Origin of the sequence: Pseudomonas sp. B14(2022) (assembly GCF_012030485.1) — a bacterium.
Taxonomy (GTDB): Bacteria; Pseudomonadota; Gammaproteobacteria; order Pseudomonadales; family Pseudomonadaceae; genus Aquipseudomonas.
Genome location: NZ_JAAUVM010000019.1, coordinates 106,684 through 125,731, shown reverse-complemented (window position 1 = coordinate 125,731; position 19,048 = coordinate 106,684). Strand labels below are relative to the sequence as shown.

Below are 19,048 nucleotides of genomic sequence, written 5' to 3'. Positions count from 1 at the left end.
GGACTATTCGTCGGCAGCGTCAGATGTGTATAAGAGACAGCCTTTGTCAAGGAGGCGCCGGTTCAATGGCTCAGAGGAAGTAGAGCAGGCTCGTCCACGGGATCTCTGGCAAGTACCTCTGGCAGAGTAGGGTGACCGCTGCCATCACGGCCAGGAAAGCCACCTGCAGCGGACTCCAGTGCGCCCAATGCAAGCCGCTGACCCAAGGGTAAAAGTGCTCGACATGCTCATTCACTTTGCCGATACGCCTGCTGTGGAACAGATGGATGCCGATCATCCCCAAGTACGTCAGCATGCCTATTACGCCCAGCAACAAGCCGAACATCAGCAGCATGCCCACTTGAGGAATGCCGTGGCGCAGCACCAGCCAGTGTTGATGGGGGTTGAACCGTGACGGCAGCAAGCGCTTGCTGAGCCACAGGTCCTGGACGATCAGCTGTGATGTCAGGACCGCCCACAATTGAGTGCCACGGATGCCGATAATGGCAGGCACAAAGGTCAGTATCACGACAATGACGGCATCGCTGAGCCTATCCATTTTTGTATGGGGGGAAACGGCCAAGGCGGCTGCCAACGCCAGGCCGCCCCATACCCGTATCCAACTGTGATGGGATACCGGCCTGGGGAGGAGCTCTCGCCAAAAAAACACATTGGCCTGGGGGAGCCGCTCAACCAACTGCGGGTAGCGCCAGGTCAGGATTTCGGCCAGATGCTGACAGGCATTCCAGGCGTTACTGTCGAAGCGCTCCGTCATCTGTTTTTGTTGTGTCGCTGACATTGGCGTGAGCAGCAGGCGCGCCGCCATGGCGTCGGCGGATTTCCATGTCGTATCCTGGGCCTTGTCTTGTAAGCTGGCGTAGAAGCTTTCCTGCTCGCAACGCGACACCAGTTCGCGCCACATCCACGCCGGTTCCGGGTAGACGCCTTTCTGGTCGTCCCAGCCGAAGGCCTGGCACACGCGCTCGAACAGCGGCACGCTCCATTGGGTGTCATGCAGCAGGTGCAGGACGATACGTTGCCACTGCTGTTGCAGGTCGAACACCCGCAGCCAGGGTTGGTCGTTGTACTGCGTGAGCTGGGTGATGAACTCGCGCTCGGCCTTTTGCTCCAGGAGTTCCTGCAGGGTGCGGCGGTAGTCTTGCAGCAGTTCGCCGGTCAGCGCTTCGTATTGCCAGGACGTCATCGCCACCTGCTGCCAGGGGGTCAGCCATTCCAGGTGTTGCGCGGCCCAACCGGCGATGGCGCTGCGTTCGCCCGGTGCTTCGAAACAATGGCGCAACAGGCCGGCCTGGAATGCATCGGTGCAGCCCTGTTGCCGAGCCTGGGCCCAGCGTTCATCGAGGTTACGCGCGTTAAGGCCGTCGAGCAGCGCCTGGGCCGGGTCGGGTGTGTGGGCTTCGAAGGGCGCAGGGCTGACGGGGCTGATGTTCATCAGTTCGGCCAGGTCATTCAAGTTTCCGTAGACCGCGTCGGCCACGGGCGCCTGGATGCGTTCTGCCTCTTCGTTATCAGCCCGCCAGCGTGCTTCACTCAGCGCGTGTTCATAGGCTTCGCGCAGGCGCTGGAAGCCTTGGGCGTCGTCGTCCGGGCGGCAGCTTTTCAGCAATCGCGCATAGCTGCGCTTGATGCTGCGCTCGTCGGCGTCATCCGGCAGTTGCAGTACGGTCCAGCAATCCATCGGTGTTCCCTCAGCGCCAGAACCCGTTGTCGAGTTGCTCAAGTTGACGGGTCAGTTCGCTGCGCGCTTCGCGGATGCGGCGTTCGTCCTGGGTGTCGAGTACCTGCTGGAACTGCGCCGCCCAATGTCCGAGCTGTTCGCGCAGCTCGCCGAGGTTTTCCTGGTAGAGCCGTTCGAGGCGGGCGACGAGCACGGTGTTGACCTGCTGGTCGCGTGGGTGGACCTTCAATTGCGCCAGGGCTTGCAGGCGTTGCTGGATCTCCTGCGGGTTGAGCACGCCGGGGTTGTTCTCGATCACCAGCGAATGCTGCTCGCCGGTCAGCGGGATATTCACCTGGGCTTCCAGCAGGCCGTTGTTGTCGTAGGTGAAACGCACATCCAGGGACACTTCACCGGCCTTGCGCTTGGGCACGGGAATATCCAGTTGGCCCAGCTCAATGTTGTCTTTGACCAGGCGGCTTTCGCCCTGGTAGATCTTCAGCAGCACGCGGGTCTGGTCGTCGTGCAGGGTGACCACGCTTTTGACCCGGCTCACCGGCACGCTGCTGTTGCGTTCGATCAACGGCAGGTAATGGCCACTTTCGATATGGCCGCCGTACTGGTTCGAGGTTTCGATGCCCAGGGTGTAGGGGCAGACGTCGGTCAGCACCACTTCTTCGAGGGCGGCGGAGCGCGCCTTGAGCGCGGCCTGGATCGCCGCGCCGTGGGCGACCACCTGGTCGGGATCGAGGCTGATGGAGGGGAAGCGCCCGAACAGGCCGGCGGCGAGTTTGCGTACCAGCGGCATGCGCGTGGTGCCGCCCACCAGCAGGATTTCATCCAGGTCGCCGACCCGAATCCGCGCATCGCGCAGGGCGCGTTCGATCGGCGCGCGCAGGCGTTCCAGCAGCGGGGTGTAGAGCTTGGCCAGTTCCTGTTGGGTGACGGTTTTCACCCATTGCTGGCCGTCGACACGCAGGGCGAACTCAGCACTGTCATCCTGGCCCAGGGCTTTGCGCACGCGCTCGGCTTCGCGGCGCAGGGCTTGCAGCACAGTGCGGGTGGGCGGGAAACCTGTGGCGTTACGTTGGCTGTCGACAAAGTGTTCGAGCAACAGGGTGTCGAAGTCTTCGCCACCGAGGAAGTTGTCGCCGGCGCTGGCGCGGACCTCCATCACGCCGTCGAACAGCTCGATGATCGACACGTCAAAGGTGCCACCGCCGAGGTCGAAGACCAGGAACGAGGTTTCTTTATCACGCTGATGCAGGCCGTAGGCCAGGGCCGCTGCGGTCGGTTCGTTGATCAGTTTCTCAACGGTGAGCCCCGCCAGTTCACCGGCGATGCGCGTGGCCTTGCGTTGGCCGTCGCTGAAGTAGGCGGGCACGCTGATCACTGCGTCGGTGACGGTTTGGCCGTAGGTACGCTCGATGTCCTCCTTGAGGCTTTTGAGCACCAACGCCGAGAGTTCTTCGGGGCGGAACGAGCGGTCGCCCAGGCGCACCTCGGTGGCGCTGCCCATGTAGCGCTTGAACAGCGAGGTGGTCAGGTGCGGGTGGGTATGCAGGCGCTCTTTGGCGGCCTGGCCTACCAGGACACGGCCTTGGTCATCCAGCCCGACCACGCTTGGGGTCAGCAACTGGCCCAGGGCATTGGGCACCATTTCGGCGGCATCACCGCGCCAGACGGCTGCGAGACTGTTTGTGGTCCCCAAGTCGATTCCTACGATCATTACGACAAGCTCCCTCTGTGGTCTGTAAGAATCTGTGACAGATTTTACCCTGAAAGGTTGAGCGCAAAGCAAGGCGGGAGAGTTTTGTGGCGAGCGGGCTTGCCCCGCGTTGGGCTGCGAAGCAGCCCCAAACCAAGCCCGCTGTCACAAAAACATTCTGGCTATCGCAAAGCACCGATGACCGGGCATAAAAAAACCGCTTCCAGTAAAGGAAGCGGTTTTGATTACAACGGCGCTATCAGAACAACTTCAACGCCGGTGCTTCTTCTTTCAGCGGTTCGTTCTTCGCGGTCTGCTCGTTCCAGCCACCGCCGAGGGCCTTGTACAGGTTGACCTCGCTGGTCAGCTGCGCCAGGCGGTCGGTGATCAGCGATTGCTGGGCACTGAACAGTTGGCGCTGGGCGTCGAGGAAGGTCAGGTTGCTGTCGACACCGATGCGGTAGCGACGCTCGGCCAGGCGGTAGTAATCCTGGTTGGCCGCGACGAAGCCACGCTGGGCTTCCAGTTGCTGCTTGTAGGTCTCACGCGCGGCGAGGCCGTCGGAGACTTCCTGGAAGCCGGTCTGGATCGCCTTCTCGTAGTTCGCCACGTTGATCTCTTTCTGGATCTTCGAGTAGTCCAGGCTAGCGCGCAGGCTGCCGGCGTTGAAGATCGGGATGTTGATCTGTGGGGCGAACGACCAGGTGCCCGAACCGCCTTTAAACAGGCCGCCCAGGGTAGGGCTGGCGGTGCCGGCGCTGGCGGTCAGGCTGATGCTCGGGAAGAACGCTGCACGGGCCGCACCGATGTTGGCGTTGGCGGCCTTGAGGTTGTACTCGGCCTGCACGATGTCGGGACGACGTTGCAGCAGGTCCGAGGGCAAGCCGGCCGGGACGTCGCTGAGCAGGTCATCCGACAGCGGCTTGCTGGCGATATTCGCTGGCAGGCCGGTGCCCAGCAGCAGGGTCAGGCTGTTTTCGTCCTGGGCCACCTGGCGGGTATAGCGCGCCAGTGCTACGCGGGCGTTTTCCACCGAGGTGCGCGCCTGGCTGAGGTCGAGGGCCGAGGCCACGCCGACTTCGTTGCTGCGCGAGGTCAGCTTGAAGCTCTGCTCGTACGCACCCAGGGTGTCCTGGGTCAGCTTGAGCAGTTCCTTGTCGGCCTGCCAGGTCAGGTAGGCATTCGCCACACTGGCCACCAGGCTGATCTGGGTGCTGCGCCGCGCTTCTTCAGTGGCGAAGTACTTTTGCAGGGCTTCTTCACTCAGGCTGCGCACACGACCGAACAGGTCCAGCTCATAAGAACTGATCCCGAGGCCGACGGAGTATTGGCTGGAGATGGTTGATTCGCCGGTCTGCGACAGCTTGGCCGGGGTGCGCGAACGGCTGCCGCTGCCGGTGGCCGACACAGCCGGGAACAGGTCGGCACGCTGGATCTGGTACTGCGCCGCATACGCGTCGATGTTCAGGGCCGCGACACGCAGGTCACGGTTGTTCACCAGCGCGGTCTGGATCAGCTGTTGCAGGGCAGGGTCGTGGAAAAACTGCTTCCAGCCCTGCTCGGCAGCGGCCTGGCCCGGCGCCTGGGCCGACGAATACGCCGGCCCCTGTGGGAACTGAGCTGCCACCGGCGCTTCAGGGCGCTGGTAGTCAGGGATCAGCGAGCAGCCACTGAGCACGAATGCCGTGACGGCTAAGGAAAGTAGCGACTTGCTCATTGGCCAGCCTCTTTAGAAGTGTGCTTAGGTTCAGTCTTTTTACGTTCGCCCATGGCGGACACAGTTGCGAAGAACAGTGGCACCCAGAAGATCGCCAATACCGTGGCCGTGATCATACCGCCAATTACACCGGTACCGATCGCGTGCTGGCTGCCTGAGCCGGCGCCCGAGGAGATCGCCAGCGGCAATACGCCGAGGACGAACGCCATGGAGGTCATGATGATCGGCCGCAGACGCATCCGGGAAGCCTCGATGGCGGCTTCGACGATGCCTTTGCCTTGCTCGTGGAGCTCCTTGGCGAACTCGACGATCAGAATGGCGTTCTTCGCCGCCAGGCCCACCGTTACCAACAAGCCCACCTGGAAGAACACGTCGTTGGACAAGCCGCGCATGCTGGTGGCGATCAACGCACCCACCACGCCCAGCGGAACCACCAGGATCACTGCGATCGGGATCGACCAGCTTTCGTACAGCGCCGCGAGGCACAGGAACACCACCAGCAGCGACAGCGCATACAGCGCCGGCGCCTGGGAGCCGGACAGACGTTCTTCATACGACAGGCCCGTCCAGGCATAGCCCACGCCCGCCGGCAATTGCTTGGCGATGCGTTCAACTTCGGCCATGGCGTCACCGGTACTGTAGCCGGGTGCCGGGGTACCGAGGATTTCCATCGCCGCTACACCGTTATAACGCGAGAGCTTCGGCGAGCCGTAGATCCACTTGCCCGAGGCGATGGCCGACAACGGCACCATCTTCCCGGAGTCGCTGCGCACGTACCATTTGTTCAGGTCTTCCGGGGACATCCGGCTGGCGGCTTCACCCTGCACGTACACCTTCTTCACTCGACCACGGTCGATGAAGTCGTTGACGTAGCTGCCACCCAAGGCAATCGCCAGGGTCTGGTTGATGTTCGACAGCGTGATGCCTTGGGCGCTGGCCTTCTCGTCATCCACGGTGAGCTCGTATTGCGGCTCATCGTTTACGCCGTTGGGGCGCACACCGGCCAGGATCTTGCTCTGGGCAGCCATGCCCAGGAACTGGTTACGCGCAGCCATCAGTTTTTCATGGCCGACACCGCCCTGGTCTTGCAGGAACACGTCGAAACCGGTGGCGTTACCGAGTTCCAGTACAGACGGCGGCACAATGGCAAACACCATGGCGTCCTGGAAGGTCTGCATGAAGTAACCCTGGGCACGCTTGGCGATCTCGAATACCGAGGTGGAAGCATCACGCTCATCCCACGGCTTGAGCATCACGAAGGCCAGGCCCGAACTCTGGCCGCGGCCGGCGAAGTTGAAGCCGTTTACGGTAAACACCGATTTCACGCCTTTGCCTTCGCCTGGCTCGCCTTCCTTGTCATTGAGCAGGTAGGCGCGCATATCGTCGATGACTTTTTGCGTACGTTCAGCTGACGAACCTACCGGGGTCTGCACCTGGGCAAAGATCACACCCTGGTCTTCATCGGGCAGGAACGCAGCCGGGATGCGCATGAACAGCCAGATCATGCCGGCGATGATCAGCGCGTACACCAGGAACGCCGGGATCTTGTGCTTGATCATGTTACCCACGCCGCGCTCGTAGCTGAGGACGCCACGGTCGAAGGTGCGGTTGAACCAGCCGAAGAAACCGCGCTTGGGTTGGCCGTGCTTCTCCGGATCGATCGGCTTGAGCATGGTGGCGCACAGGGCCGGGGTGAAGATCAGCGCAACCAGTACCGACAACGCCATGGCCGAAACGATGGTGATGGAGAACTGTTTGTAGATCACACCGGTGGAGCCGCCGAAGAACGCCATCGGCAACAGTACCGCCGACAGCACCAGGGCAATACCCACCAGGGCGCCCTGGATCTGGCCCATGGACTTGACCGTCGCCTCTTTCGGCGACAGGTGTTCCTCGGCCATTACCCGCTCGACGTTTTCCACCACGACGATGGCGTCGTCCACCAGCAAGCCGATGGCCAGGATCATGCCGAACATGGTCAGGGTATTGATGGTGAAACCAAATGCCGCGAGGATCCCGAAGGTACCCAGCAATACCACCGGTACGGTCATGGTGGTGATGATGGTGGCACGGAAGTTCTGCAGGAACAGGAACATCACCAGGAACACCAGCACGATCGCTTCGATCAGGGTGTGTACCACACCGGAAATCGATTCGGTCACGACCGGGGTGGTGTCGTACGGCACCACTGCCTTCATACCAGGCGGGAAGAACGGTTCCAGGGACGCCACGGTGGCACGAATGGCCTTGGCGGTGTCCAGGGCGTTGGCGCCCGATGCGAGCTTGATCGCCATACCGGAAGCCGGGTTGCCGTTGAACTGCGCACTGATGCTGTAGTTCTGGCCGCCGAGTTCGATGCGGGCAACGTCATGCAGGCGAACCTGGGAGCCGTCGGCATTGACCTTCATCAGGATATTGCCGAACTGCTCCGCCGTTTGCAGGCGGGTCTTGCCGATGATGGTCGCGTTCAGCTGGTTGCCGGGCAGGGCAGGCAGGCCGCCCAGTTGACCGGTGGCCACCTGGACGTTCTGCGCAGAGATGGCGGTGCTGACATCGACCGGCGTGAGCTGGAAGTTGTTCAGCTTGGCCGGGTCCAGCCAGATACGCATGGCGTACTGCGAACCGAATACCTGGAAGTCACCCACACCCGCAGTCCGGGAAATCGGGTCCTGGATGTTGGAAACGATGTAGTTGGACAGGTCATCCTTGGTCATGCTGCCGTCTTCCGACACCAGACCGATTACCATGAGGAAGTTCTTCACCGACTTGGTTACGCGGATACCCTGCTGCTGTACTTCTTGCGGCAGCAGTGGGGTCGCCAGGTTCAGCTTGTTCTGTACCTGAACCTGCGCGATGTCCGGGTTGGTACCCTGGTTGAACGTCGCGGTGATGGTCATGCTGCCGTCGGAGTTACTGTCCGAGGCCACATAACGCAGGTTGTCGATACCGTTGAGCTGTTGCTCGATGACCTGCACCACGGTGTCCTGCACGGTTTGTGCAGACGCGCCTGGGTAGGTCACCTGGATGTCGATGGCGGTTGGCGCGATGGCCGGGTATTGGTTGATGGGCAACTTCAGGATCGACAGTGCCCCGACCAGCATGATCACCAGGGCAATTACCCAGGCGAAAATGGGACGGTCGATAAAAAATTTCGACATGGATTACTCCCCCTGGCCAGGCGCGGCAGCAGGAGCAGCGGCGGAACCGGCGGGCTTGGCGTTGTCAGCCTCCTTGACCTTGACCTCCACACCCGGCTTGACGTATTGCAAGCCTTCGGTGATCACGCGGTCACCGGCGTTCAGGCCTTTTTCAACCAGCCAGTAGGCGCCGGCGGTGCGGTTGGCCACCAGTACACGCTGCTCGACCTTGTTGTCGGCGTTGACCACCAGTGCCGTCGGGATGCCCTTGAGGTCGCGGGTCACGCCTTGCTGTGGTGCGAGGATGGCCTTGCTGTTCACGCCGGCTTGCAGCTGGGCGTGTACGAACATGCCCGGCAGCAGGGTGTGGTCAGGGTTGGGGAACACGGCGCGCAGGGTCACGGAACCGGTGGTCTGGTCGACCGACACTTCGGAGAACTCCAGCTTGCCGTCCTGGCCGTAGTCGCTGCCGTCTTCCAGGGTCAGCTTGACCTTGGCGGCATTGGCGCCGGCTTTTTCCAGCTGGCCGCTTTCCAGATCGCGGCGCAGTTTCAACATTTCAGCCGAAGACTGCGTGACGTCGACGTAGATCGGGTCCAGTTGCTGGATCACGGCCATGGCATCGGTCTGGCCATTGCTGACCAGCGCGCCTTCGGTCACCGAAGAACGGCCGATACGCCCGGAGATCGGCGCGAACACTTTGGTGTAGCGCACGTTGATCTGGGCGGTTTGAACGTTTGCTTCCGCGGTCATGCGGTTGGCGACGGCGGTGTCGTATTCCTGACGGCTCACGGCTTGCTCATCGACCAACTGCTTGTAGCGGTCGGAGATGGACTTGGTCTGGGTCAGGCTGGCTTGTGCGCTTTTCAGCGTGGCGTCATAGACCGACGGGTCGATCTGATAGAGCTGCTGGCCTTCTTTCACATCCGCGCCTTCCTTGAACAGGCGCTTGAGAATGATGCCGTTGACCTGTGGGCGAACTTCCGCGATGCGGTAGGCGGTGGTGCGGCCTGGCAGCTCGGACGTCAGGGTATAGGCTTGCGGTTGAATGGTGACCACGCCGACCTGAGGGGCTTGAGCGGGCGGAGCCGCTTCTTCCTTTTTACATCCGCTGAGCAGCGATGCCAGGGCGACGGCAGTGACCAGAGCGGTAACAGCTGGCTTAAGTTGCATGAAGATCCTCGGGTCAGGCGCGCAGGGTGCGCACAAGAAGGGTGGAAGGGTAAAAAACAAGCCGTGAGTGGATAAGTAGCTTGCTACGCAATATACTTACGTTCATGGTTGTTTGTAAACTCTTGACAGGTTTTGCGCAATGCTGACAAAGCATCGTCAAAAGCCTCGATTTTAGTACGTTCGGCGCCCATGACGGTGCCGTCCCACAATTATTCAGATGATCGTTAGCGCTTGTTAACTCTGCGTTAACGTCAGTCCCTGTTGCCCTGATTGAGGTTTTACTGCCATGGTTCGTCGCACCAAAGAGGAAGCTCAGGAAACGCGCAGCCAGATTCTCGATGCTGCCGAGCAAGCCTTCTATGAGCGCGGCGTTGCGCGGACTACGCTGGCGGACATCGCCGCGTTGGCCGGTGTGACGCGGGGCGCCATTTACTGGCACTTCAGCAATAAATCCGATCTGTTGCAGGCGTTGCTCGACACCTTGCATGAGCCATTGGACGAGTTGGCCAGGGCCAGCGAAAGCGAGGACGAAATCGACCCGCTGGGCTGTATGCGCAAGCTGCTGATTCATCTGTTCCATCAAGTGGCCCTGGACCCGAAAACCCGGCGCATCAATGAGATCCTGTTCCATAAGTGCGAATTCACCGATGAAATGTGCGACATGCGCCGGCAGCGCCAGACCCACAGCCTGGAATGCAACCTGCGTATCGGCCTGACACTGCGTAACGCAGTCCATCGCGGGCAACTTCCGGAAAATCTCGACACTACCCGTGGCGCGGTGTGCATCCATGCCTACATCAACGGCCTGATTGGCCAGTGGCTGTTGGTACCCGACAGCTTCCAGTTACATCAGGAAGCCGAACGCTGGGTGGATGCAGGGCTGGACATGCTGCGCTGGAGCCCCAGCCTGCGCAATTAAGACAAAATGCGTAATTGCATCAGTGTGTGTCAACAGTAAAGCCCAAGGACAGTCAATCGTCCTTCTGCCTGATTGGTGGGGTGACTTTATATACGGGCTGGCGGGCGGTTGATAGGTAGCCGCCTAAGTATTTTGTAGGGATTTTGTTGCGGTTCTGTGAAGCAATGTAGCCAGAACCTGCACGCAGCCAACAATGTGGGAGGGGGCTAGCCCCCGATGGCAGTGGTTCAGTCAACACATACTGTGACTGACGCACCGCCATCGGGGGCAAGCCCTCTCCCACATTTGGTTTCAGGTTTCGGCCGATTACAGCGGCAGGGTCGGGTAGTCGATGTAACCCACTGGGCCCTTGCCGTAGAAGGTTTCCGGGTGTGCTTCGTTCAGCGGCGCATCGGTCTTCAGGCGCGCCGGCAGGTCCGGGTTGGCAATGAACGGTACGCCGAAGGCCACCGCATCCGCCTTGCCAGCCGCCAGCCACGCATTGGCACTGTCCTTAGTGAAGCGTTCGTTGGCGATGTACACGCCGCCGAAGGCTTTTTTCAATTGGGGGCCGAGGCTGTCCGCCCCTTCCTTTTCACGGGAGCAAATGAACGCTATGCCACGCTTGCCCAGTTCGCTGGCGACGTAGGTGAAAGTTTCGGCCAGGTTGTCGTCGCCCATGTCGTGGGAGTCGGCGCGCGGTGCCAAATGCACACCCACACGGCCAGGGCCCCAGACTTCGATGGCCGCATCGGTCACTTCCAACAGCAGGCGTGCACGGTTTTCCAGGGAACCCCCATAGTTGTCGGTGCGCTTATTGGTGCTGCTTTGCAGGAACTGGTCGAGCAGGTAGCCGTTGGCGCCGTGGATCTCCACGCCATCAAAGCCGGCGGCCTTGGCATTCTCGGCACCGGTGCGGTAAGCGTCGACGATGTCGGCGATTTCAGCGGTTTCCAGGGCGCGCGGCGTCGGGTAGTCGGCCAATGGGCGCACCAGGCTGACGTGGCCCTTGGGTTGGATCGCGCTCGGCGCCACCGGGGTTTCGCCGTTCAGGTAGGACTCATGGGAGATCCGCCCTACATGCCACAGTTGCAGGAAGATCTTGCCCCCCGCGCCGTGAATGGCCTTGGTGACGTTGGCCCAGCCGCGCACCTGGTCATTGGACCAGATGCCCGGCGTGTCCGGGTAGCCCACGCCCAGCGGTGTCACCGAGGTGGCTTCGCTGAGGATCAGCCCGGCGGAAGCACGTTGCACGTAGTACTCGGCCATCAGCGCGTTGGGTACGCGGCCGGCATCGGCGCGGCAGCGGGTCAGCGGCGCCATGATGATGCGGTTCGACAATTCCAGGTCGCCCAGTTTGATCGGATCGAAAATAGTCGTCATGGGAAAACACCCTTCTCTTTGAAGTTGATCAGTTGGTCGCAGGGGCCAGGTCGGCATTGCCGCCCTGACGGAAAGTAATCAGGGTCACCAGCAACGCCAGGATCGCCAGGGCGGCTGCCGCCAGAGGCACGCTGGTCAGGCCGAAACCGTGGGCAATCACGCTGCCGCCCACCCAGGCGCCGAGGGCGTTGCCGATGTTGAAGGCGCCGATGTTCAGGGTGGACACCAGGTTCGGTGCGGCCTTGCCGAAGGTCACCACGTTGATCTGTAGCGCCGGTACGGCGGCAAACGAGGCGGTGGCCCACAGGAACAGGGTGATATCGGTCGGGATCACGGCGACGCTGGTCCAGGTCAGCGCGGTGGACACCACCGCCATGCTGATAAACACGCCGATCAGGGTGGCCGCCAGGCGTTTGTCCGCCAGCTTGCCGCCGATGATATTGCCCACGGTGAGGCCCAGGCCGATCAGCAGCAGGGTCCAGGTCACGCCTTTGGGCGAGACGCCTGTGACATCGCCGAGCAGCGGCGCAACATAAGTGAAGAGGGTGAACATGGACGCGGCGAACAGCGCGGTCATGCTCAGCGACAACCAGATACCGGCACCCTTGAGGGCGGCCAGCTCGGCGCGCATGTCGAGTTTTTCTTCGTCGCGCTTGGCCGGCAGGAAGCGGATCAGGCCGATCAGCGCCACCACACCAATCACCGTCACCGCCCAGAAGGTCGAGCGCCAGCCGGCTTCCTGGCCCAGCGCGGTGCCCAGCGGCACACCGAGCACGTTGGCCAGGGTCAAACCGGTGAACATCAGGGCCACGGCTGAAGCGCGCTTGTTGGCCGGCACCAGGTTGGCGGCGACCACCGAACCGATGCCGAAGAACGCACCGTGGCACAGCGCGGTGATCACACGGGCAAACATCAGCACGTTGTAGTCACTGGCCAGGGCGCAGAGCAGGTTGCCGATAATGAAGATACCCATCAACGCTACCAGGGCCGCCTTGCGTGGCAGCTTGGCGGTGGCCAGTGCCATGAACGGTGCACCGATGGCCACGCCCAGGGCATAGCCGGTGACCAGCCAGCCGGCGCCGGGAATCGACACGCCGAGGTCTGCCGCCACATCGGGCAACAAACCCATGATCACGAACTCGGTGGTGCCGATGGCGAAGGCGCTCAGGGCCAGTATGAGTAGCGAGAGGGGCATTATCGTTTCCTTGTTACAACGGCGCGCTGATTTCAGCGCTGAGTTCAGTGGTAAGCGCCGCGAGGAAGGCTTGGATCACTTCCTCATCGCGCTTGAAAAAGTGCCACTGCCCGGCCTTCTGGCTGCTGATCAGTCCCGCACGTTGCAAAGTGGCCAGGTGGGCCGACACGGTCGACTGGGACAAGCCGCAGCGCTGGTCGATTTGCCCGGCGCAGATGCCATATTCGTGGTTGTGCACTTGCTCGGGGAACTGCACTTTCGGGTCTTTCAGCCAGGTGAGGATGTCTCGTCGTACTGGGTGTGCCAGGGCTTTTATTATTTCGTCGAGGTCGATGGACATGGCAGGTGCTCGGTGTCGTAAAGCGTTATATCGCGATGAGGCGAACCTTAAATCGTTATATCCCGATATACAAATATGATTTTGCTCTGATATCAGGCTAAATCGGTATATCGGGTTATAACGATACGTTGATGGCAGTGCTAAACTGCGCGGCATGAATTATCTCGCACATCTGCACCTGGGCGGCCAACTTCCTGCGCAACTGCTGGGCAGCCTCTATGGCGACTTCGTCAAAGGCCGCCTGCAGGGCCAGTTCAGCCCGCAAATCGAATCGGCGATCCAGTTGCATCGCTCGATCGATCGCTTCACCGACAGCCACCCGTTGGTGGGGGAGGCGTTGTCGCGCTTCAGCCTGACTCGCCGGCGCTATGCCGGGATTGTCCTCGATGTGTTCTTCGATCACTGCCTGGCGCGGGATTGGGTGCTGTACGCCGACCAGCCCCTGGAGCACTTCACCTCGCAGGTGTACCGCGTATTGGCTGCCGAACCGCAGTTACCGGCACGGCTGGCGCAGATTGCGCCGTCTATGGCCGCGGATGATTGGTTGGGGTCGTACCGCGAGTTTGCGGTGATGGAGCCGGTGTTGCGCGGGATTTCGCGGCGGCTGACACAACCCCAGGAATTAGGGTGTGCGATGCAGGAATTGCGTGAGTTGTATGAACCGTTGAGTGAAGACTTCCGGATCTTCTACCCCGAACTGCAAGCCTTCGCGCATAACCACCTGACAACACAAAGCTAAATGTGGGAGGGGGCTTGCTCCCGATTACGGTGCGCCAGCCACCACTGATGCTGGCTGATCCACTGCTATCGGGAGCAAGCCCCCTCCCACATTTGAACTGTGTTCACATCTCAGGCTGCAAAAGCCGGTCGAGCATGCACTTGTTCAGTCTCCGGCACCAGCCCAAACAACGCCTTCTGCACCGCCTGCTGCGCCTGGAACGCCAGCGCCGCACGTTCCTGCCCGGCGCAGGCAATCGGCTTGAGCACATGGATTTCCACATCGCCCTGGTCATTGCCGAACAGGCGCATCAGGTGCGAGAGCAAATCGTCATCGCCAATAAACGGTGCCAGCGGGTCGACCTGCCCATCGCGCAGATACCGGATGGCCACCGGTTGCAGCGACACATCCGCGTCAATCGCACTGGCCAGCAAACGCCCGTGGAAGGTACGCAGGCTGCGGCCGTCGGTGGTGGTGCCTTCGGGGAACATCAGCAGCGGGTGCTGTTGTTCCAGGTGGCGGGTCATCTGCTTGCGGATCAACTGGCTGTCACCCGAACCGCGACGGATAAACAAGCTACCGGCCTTGGCCGCCAACCAGCCGGCCACCGGCCAGGTGCGCACTTCGGCCTTGGACAAAAACGACATCGGCGCCACTGCGCCCAGCAACGGAATATCGGTCCAGGACACGTGGTTGCTCACCCACAGCATCGGCGTTTGCGGTACCTCGCCGTGCACGGTCACGCGAAAGGGCAGGGCGTTGGTCAGCCGCGCCATGAAGAACCGCGACCAGCGCTGGCGGCGCACCATCGAGTTGGCCACGCCCAACCGTTCGAATACGCCGAACACACTGGCCATGCTCAAGCCCAGCGCCACTACCACCAGTACGCGGGCAATGCGCCCGTACACGCGCAGGCGGCTCATCACATGGCCGCCTTGAAGTGGCGTGCATAGCGCGGGCATAGCTCATCGCGCTTAAGCAGGATGAACACGTCGGCCACCTGGAAATCTTCATCCCAGCACGGCTCGCCGCAGATCTTCGCACCCAGGCGCATATAGGCCTTGAGCAGCGGTGGCATCTCGGCGATTACGTTGGTCGGCAGGTCCAGCGCCGGCAACGGTTTTTTCGGCTCGGCGCGCAGGTGTTCATTGCACAGGTAGCGTTCGCGCAGGCGCTGCATGATCGCGTGGGCCTGGATGCCGCCGTCGTGCATCGGGATGCTCGCGCAGCCCATCAAGTAGCTGTAGCCGCCCTGGTTGAGCACTTCGGCCAGCTCGCCCCACAACACGGCGATGGTGCCGCCGTTGCGGTAGGCCGGGTCGACGCAGGTGCGGCCGATTTCCAGGATCGGGCCCTGCAGATGCAGCAGGCCATGCAGGCTGAATTCTTCTTCGCTGTAGAACCGGCCCAGGGTGCTGGCGGCCTGGTGATCGAGCAAACGGGTGGTGGCGACGAGTCGACCGCTGTTCAAGTCCCGCACGCCGATGTGGCTGCAGTGAACATCATAGTCATCCATGTCCAGGCCATGTTCCGCGCCTTTCAGCTTGGCGTTGAACTCGCCGCTGAATACGTTGAACCGCAGGGCCTGGGCTTCCTGCAAAGCCGTGGCGCCAACCAGGCGTTCGGCTTGCAGACGGCGTTCATTGCCGGTGTCGCTGATGCGGGCGATCTGAGTCATGGCGAATCTCCGAGTGCCAGCCACGTTCAGGCCGGTCGACTTGTTTGTCCAAACTCAGGCTATGTAGGCTCGGTGTCATCTCCATGAAGTTATGGTGACGCTTGGATGACAGCCCCTCTGTAGCAAATCTGTCATCGCCCTCGGCTAGGCTCGCGGGCTTGAATGCTCCCTTGAGTGTGTGTCTATGGTCAGAGGCCTGCTGTGCGTTGCCCTGCTGTTCGTCACCGTTACCGCCTGCGCTGAAACCTGGCCTGACAAGGAGTGGGCCAAGGGCACGCCGCTCGCCGGCCCCGCTGTCGACGCCCTTGACGCCTACGCTTTTCCCCCGCGTGATGACACCACCCGCCAAGGCATTCGCACCGATGCGCTGTTGGTGATCCGCGACGGCGTGGTTGTCTATGAACGCTACGCCGCGCCGACCACAGCAAGCACGCCGCACCTGACCTGGTCCATCAGCAAAAGCCTGATGGCCACCGTCTTAGGTGTGGCCTACGGCGACAACCGCTTCAAATTGACAGACCCGGTGTCGCGTTTTTACCCGCCGATGAAACAGCACCCCAAGGTGACCATGGCCGACCTGCTGCACTGGGCCTCGGGCCTGGACTGGCAGGAAGACTATGAATACGCGCCGCTGAAGTCCTCGGTGGTTGCGATGCTCTACACCCGTGGTCGCGCCGATATGGCCGAGTTCGCCGCCAACACCGAATCCTTCAGTGCACCGGGCCAGGCCTTTCGTTATTCCAGCGGCGACAGCAATATCCTGTCCGCCGCGCTCAAGGGCATGCTCGGCCACAAGGCCTACATGAGTTACCCCTGGGATGCGTTGTTCAAGCCGCTGGGCATTCACAACGCCACCTGGGAAACCGATGCGGATGAAACCTTTGTCGCCTCGTCCTACGCTTACCTCACCGCACGTGACCTGGCGCGAGTCGGCCTGCTGATGGCTCGCGACGGGCGCTGGGGGAATCAACAATTGCTGCCCAAAGATTGGGTCGCTTTCAACCGCCAACCCTTCGACAAATACGCCGCAGGCCAGGATGAAGCCGTCCCCGGTGGCCAATGGTGGCTCAACCAAGGCGCTCCAAGACCCTGGCCCGATGCCCCCACCGACACCTTCGCCGCCCTCGGTCATTGGGGCCAGGCGCTGTACGTGATGCCCGACGAACATCTGGTCATCGTGCGTTATGGCGATGATCGCGACGGCAGTTACCGCCACAACGAACTGCTCAAACGCGTGCTTGCGGCGGTGCAACCATGATTCGTCGTCGGCCGTTTACCAGCCTTTTTCTGGTGCTGTTGCTCGCCCTGTCGGGCTGGGTTTGGCACGAGCGCGTCAACCTGCAAGCCTTCCCCGACATCATCGCGGCCTATACCGCCAAGGAGTATTGCTCGTGCCGCTATGTGGCGAACAATCCAGCCGACTATTGCCGGGGTTATGTGAAGCAGTACGTGCCCACGAGTGCGTTCAGCGACAACCCGGAGCGCAGTGAAGTGACGGCGAGCGGGTTGGGGCGTACGCACAGCGCGCGGTGGTTGGGGGAGCGGCAGGGCTGTCGTCTGAATCCCTGACACCGCGCAAGCCAGCTCCCACATTGGATTTGCGCCGTTCGTGACATTGCGCTTAAGGTTCGTGCAGGTTTTTCGCCCTACGAGTCCTTAATGTTCAACGCGTCTTTAATCAAACCCCTGGCCTTTGCCCTGCTGGTCGCTGCCGCCGTACCCGCCCACGCCGACTGGTATCTGGATAACGAATCCTCACGCCTGTCGTTCGTCACCACCAAAAATACCGAGATCGCTGAAGTCCATCGCTTCCTGGTGCTGCATGGCAAGGTCGACAGCAAGGGCGCGGCGCAATTGGAAGTGGAACTGGAGTCGGTCAACAGCGGCATTCCGCTGCGTGACGAACGCATGCGTAATCAGCTGTTCGAGATCAAGACCTTCCCCGAAGCGCTGATCAGCGCACAGATCAATCTGCAACCGATCAATGACCTGGCCCCCGGCGCGCAACTGGAACTGCGCTTGCCCCTGAGCGTCACCCTGCATGGCAAGACCCAGACCTACAGCGCCGAGTTGTTGGCCACGCGCCTGGATGACCGGCGTTTCCAGGTGGTGACCTTGGAACCGGTGGTGTTGCATGCCGAGGATTTCGACCTGGCGCCGGGGGTGGCGGTGTTGCGCAAAGCGGCCGGGCTCAAGTCGATCAGTTTGTCGGTACCGGTGGGTGCGGTGCTGATTTTTACGGCGCGCTGACATGAGCGGCGCAGTGTTCCCGTGGCGCAGCGCCAACCGTTTCGAGTTGTTGATCGACGGCCCGCAGTTTTTTCCGCAGATGCTGGTGGGCATTGCCCGGGCCGAGCGGCAAGTGGAGTTGGAGTTGTACCTGGTGGAGGCCGGAGCCTGCGCCGAAGCCATGGTGCAAGCATTGGTGCTCGCGGCCGAGCGCGGCGTGCGGGTGCGTTGTCTGTTTGATGATTACGGCAGCCTGGCCTTTACCCTTGGGCTGCGTAAACGCCTGACGGACGCCGGTGTGGAGCTGCGTTTCTACAATCGCCTGAGCTGGCGCCGCTGGATGCGCAACCTGTACCGCGACCACCGCAAGCTGTTGCTGATCGACCAGGAAATTGCCGTGGTCGGCGGCACGGGCGTCACCGATGAGTTCTGGACGCCAGGGCAAGACACCGCCGACTGGCATGAAGTGATGGTGCAGATCAGCGGCCCGCTGGTGCTGGACTGGCAAGCGCTGTTCGAGCGGCAATGGCACGCCAATGTCGCGCGCCGTGCGTGGAAGCCCGCCACCCATTTCGGTCTGCCGCGGTTGCCCAAGGTGCCGGCGACGGGGCCAGGCCTGGGCCGAGTGGCCTACGCTGATGCCCGACAGCACCGCGACATCTTGCAATCGCTGATCCGCGCGCTGAACAGCAGCCAGCAACGTATCTGGTTCGCCACGCCGTACTTCCTGCCCACTTGGGGCGTACGCCGCGCGTTGCGTCGGGCAGCAGGGCGTGGGGTGGATGTGCGTTTGCTGCTCACCGGCCCGCGCACCGATCACCCGTCCGTACGTTACGCAGGGCATCGTTATTACCCGCGTCTGCTGCGCTCGGGCGTGCAGATATTTGAGTACCAGCCGTGCTTTTTGCATCTGAAGATGGTGCTGGTGGACGACTGGGTGAGCATCGGCTCGTGCAATTTCGATCACTGGAATCTGCGTTTCAACCTGGAAGCCAACCTCGAAGCGTTGGACCCTGAACTGACGCAGGCGGTGGCGGCGAGTTTTACCGCGGATTTTGCCCAGAGCCAGGTGGTCAGCCTGGAAGCGTGGAAGGCGCGGCCGTTGTGGCGGCGGGTGAAGCAGCGGGTGTGGGGGTGGATTGATCGGTTGGTGGTGAACCTGCTGGATCGACGCGGCTAGCAAGAACACTGAGATCAAATGTGGGAGGGGGCTTG

16 protein-coding genes are annotated in these 19,048 nt (G+C 61.6%); 6 read left to right on the top strand and 10 right to left on the bottom strand.

Annotation, left to right across the window (positions count from 1 at the left end; genetic code table 11):
• Positions 1-70 precede the first annotated feature (70 nt).
• The 5 genes from HCF10_RS23720 to HCF10_RS23700 form a co-directional block, all read right to left on the bottom strand.
• Positions 71-1,678 carry a J domain-containing protein gene (locus tag HCF10_RS23720; protein ID WP_167656534.1) on the bottom strand — a complete coding sequence of 536 codons (1,608 nt, stop codon included), beginning with the start codon at positions 1,676-1,678 and terminating at the stop codon, positions 71-73.
• A 10-nt stretch (positions 1,679-1,688) separates the two neighbouring features.
• The gene (locus HCF10_RS23715; protein WP_131697176.1) at positions 1,689-3,386 is read right to left on the bottom strand and encodes a molecular chaperone HscC; all 1,698 of its coding nucleotides are present in this window, start codon (positions 3,384-3,386) and stop codon (positions 1,689-1,691) included.
• A gap of 238 nt (positions 3,387-3,624) precedes the next feature.
• Complete coding sequence (adeC, locus tag HCF10_RS23710) at positions 3,625-5,082, bottom strand: AdeC/AdeK/OprM family multidrug efflux complex outer membrane factor (RefSeq protein ID WP_167656533.1); 1,458 nt, start codon at positions 5,080-5,082, stop codon at positions 3,625-3,627.
• Positions 5,079-8,240 carry an efflux RND transporter permease subunit gene (locus tag HCF10_RS23705; protein WP_131697175.1) on the bottom strand — a complete coding sequence of 1,054 codons (3,162 nt, stop codon included), beginning with the start codon at positions 8,238-8,240 and terminating at the stop codon, positions 5,079-5,081. Before HCF10_RS23705 ends, adeC begins: the two co-directional genes overlap by 4 nt.
• A gap of 3 nt (positions 8,241-8,243) precedes the next feature.
• Positions 8,244-9,392, bottom strand: coding sequence for an efflux RND transporter periplasmic adaptor subunit (locus HCF10_RS23700; RefSeq protein ID WP_167656532.1), 1,149 nt, complete (start codon positions 9,390-9,392; stop codon positions 8,244-8,246).
• Between the two features lie 286 nt (positions 9,393-9,678).
• Here HCF10_RS23700 and HCF10_RS23695 point away from each other — a divergent pair, with 286 nt between their 5' ends.
• On the top strand, positions 9,679-10,311 hold the full coding sequence (locus HCF10_RS23695; protein ID WP_090408288.1) for a TetR family transcriptional regulator: 633 nt from the start codon (positions 9,679-9,681) through the stop codon (positions 10,309-10,311).
• Between the two features lie 306 nt (positions 10,312-10,617).
• Here the strand turns inward: HCF10_RS23695 and HCF10_RS23690 are convergent, their stop codons facing one another.
• Genes HCF10_RS23690 through HCF10_RS23680 form a run of 3 tightly spaced genes read right to left on the bottom strand, consistent with a single transcriptional unit; the run spans position 10,618 to position 13,208 of the window.
• Complete coding sequence (locus HCF10_RS23690; RefSeq protein ID WP_131697173.1) at positions 10,618-11,673, bottom strand: alkene reductase; 1,056 nt, start codon at positions 11,671-11,673, stop codon at positions 10,618-10,620.
• 28 nt (positions 11,674-11,701) lie between these two features.
• Positions 11,702-12,868, bottom strand: coding sequence for an MFS transporter (locus tag HCF10_RS23685; RefSeq protein WP_167656531.1), 1,167 nt, complete (start codon positions 12,866-12,868; stop codon positions 11,702-11,704).
• A 13-nt stretch (positions 12,869-12,881) separates the two neighbouring features.
• A complete protein-coding gene (locus HCF10_RS23680) occupies positions 12,882-13,208 on the bottom strand; it encodes an ArsR/SmtB family transcription factor (RefSeq protein ID WP_131697171.1) in 327 nt (108 codons plus the stop codon).
• 154 nt (positions 13,209-13,362) lie between these two features.
• Between HCF10_RS23680 and HCF10_RS23675 the strand changes: the two genes are divergently transcribed.
• On the top strand, positions 13,363-13,947 hold the full coding sequence (locus HCF10_RS23675) for an acyl carrier protein phosphodiesterase (protein ID WP_131697170.1): 585 nt from the start codon (positions 13,363-13,365) through the stop codon (positions 13,945-13,947).
• A gap of 110 nt (positions 13,948-14,057) precedes the next feature.
• Here HCF10_RS23675 and HCF10_RS23670 read toward each other — a convergent pair whose 3' ends face one another.
• Entirely contained in the window at positions 14,058-14,849 is a 792-nt protein-coding gene (locus HCF10_RS23670; protein WP_167656530.1) for a lysophospholipid acyltransferase family protein, read from the bottom strand.
• A complete protein-coding gene (gene olsB / locus HCF10_RS23665; protein ID WP_131697168.1) occupies positions 14,849-15,604 on the bottom strand; it encodes an L-ornithine N(alpha)-acyltransferase in 756 nt (251 codons plus the stop codon). Before olsB ends, HCF10_RS23670 begins: the two co-directional genes overlap by 1 nt.
• 184 nt (positions 15,605-15,788) lie before the next feature.
• Between olsB and HCF10_RS23660 the strand changes: the two genes are divergently transcribed.
• The 4 genes from HCF10_RS23660 to HCF10_RS23645 all read left to right on the top strand — a co-directional run bounded on the left by HCF10_RS23660 (position 15,789) and on the right by HCF10_RS23645 (position 19,013).
• Positions 15,789-16,862 (top strand): serine hydrolase domain-containing protein, encoded by a 1,074-nt coding sequence (locus HCF10_RS23660; protein WP_131697167.1) that lies wholly within the window; start codon positions 15,789-15,791, stop codon positions 16,860-16,862.
• The gene (locus HCF10_RS23655; protein ID WP_131697166.1) at positions 16,859-17,173 is read left to right on the top strand and encodes an amidase; all 315 of its coding nucleotides are present in this window, start codon (positions 16,859-16,861) and stop codon (positions 17,171-17,173) included. Before HCF10_RS23660 ends, HCF10_RS23655 begins: the two co-directional genes overlap by 4 nt.
• Before the next feature lie 90 nt (positions 17,174-17,263).
• The gene (locus tag HCF10_RS23650) at positions 17,264-17,854 is read left to right on the top strand and encodes a YceI family protein (RefSeq protein ID WP_145334959.1); all 591 of its coding nucleotides are present in this window, start codon (positions 17,264-17,266) and stop codon (positions 17,852-17,854) included.
• A 1-nt stretch (position 17,855) separates the two neighbouring features.
• On the top strand, positions 17,856-19,013 hold the full coding sequence (locus HCF10_RS23645) for a phospholipase D-like domain-containing protein (protein WP_167656529.1): 1,158 nt from the start codon (positions 17,856-17,858) through the stop codon (positions 19,011-19,013).
• The last annotated feature ends 35 nt before the right edge of the window (positions 19,014-19,048 follow it).

What these genes read in the sequence shown, in the direction of transcription:
- HCF10_RS23715 (WP_131697176.1), bottom strand. Translation starts at nt 3,386, where the DNA reads ATGATCGTAGGAATCGACTTGGGGACCACAAACAGTCTCGCAGCCGTC.
- HCF10_RS23685 (WP_167656531.1), bottom strand. Translation starts at nt 12,868, where the DNA reads ATGCCCCTCTCGCTACTCATACTGGCCCTGAGCGCCTTCGCCATCGGC.
- HCF10_RS23700 (WP_167656532.1), bottom strand. Translation starts at nt 9,392, where the DNA reads ATGCAACTTAAGCCAGCTGTTACCGCTCTGGTCACTGCCGTCGCCCTG.
- HCF10_RS23690 (WP_131697173.1), bottom strand. Translation starts at nt 11,673, where the DNA reads ATGACGACTATTTTCGATCCGATCAAACTGGGCGACCTGGAATTGTCG.
- HCF10_RS23645 (WP_167656529.1), top strand. Translation starts at nt 17,856, where the DNA reads ATGAGCGGCGCAGTGTTCCCGTGGCGCAGCGCCAACCGTTTCGAGTTG.
- HCF10_RS23720 (WP_167656534.1), bottom strand. Translation starts at nt 1,678, where the DNA reads ATGGATTGCTGGACCGTACTGCAACTGCCGGATGACGCCGACGAGCGC.
- HCF10_RS23705 (WP_131697175.1), bottom strand. Translation starts at nt 8,240, where the DNA reads ATGTCGAAATTTTTTATCGACCGTCCCATTTTCGCCTGGGTAATTGCC.
- HCF10_RS23675 (WP_131697170.1), top strand. Translation starts at nt 13,363, where the DNA reads ATGAATTATCTCGCACATCTGCACCTGGGCGGCCAACTTCCTGCGCAA.
- HCF10_RS23660 (WP_131697167.1), top strand. Translation starts at nt 15,789, where the DNA reads ATGGTCAGAGGCCTGCTGTGCGTTGCCCTGCTGTTCGTCACCGTTACC.
- HCF10_RS23695 (WP_090408288.1), top strand. Translation starts at nt 9,679, where the DNA reads ATGGTTCGTCGCACCAAAGAGGAAGCTCAGGAAACGCGCAGCCAGATT.
- HCF10_RS23655 (WP_131697166.1), top strand. Translation starts at nt 16,859, where the DNA reads ATGATTCGTCGTCGGCCGTTTACCAGCCTTTTTCTGGTGCTGTTGCTC.
- HCF10_RS23650 (WP_145334959.1), top strand. Translation starts at nt 17,264, where the DNA reads ATGTTCAACGCGTCTTTAATCAAACCCCTGGCCTTTGCCCTGCTGGTC.
- adeC (WP_167656533.1), bottom strand. Translation starts at nt 5,082, where the DNA reads ATGAGCAAGTCGCTACTTTCCTTAGCCGTCACGGCATTCGTGCTCAGT.
- olsB (WP_131697168.1), bottom strand. Translation starts at nt 15,604, where the DNA reads ATGACTCAGATCGCCCGCATCAGCGACACCGGCAATGAACGCCGTCTG.
- HCF10_RS23680 (WP_131697171.1), bottom strand. Translation starts at nt 13,208, where the DNA reads ATGTCCATCGACCTCGACGAAATAATAAAAGCCCTGGCACACCCAGTA.
- HCF10_RS23670 (WP_167656530.1), bottom strand. Translation starts at nt 14,849, where the DNA reads ATGAGCCGCCTGCGCGTGTACGGGCGCATTGCCCGCGTACTGGTGGTA.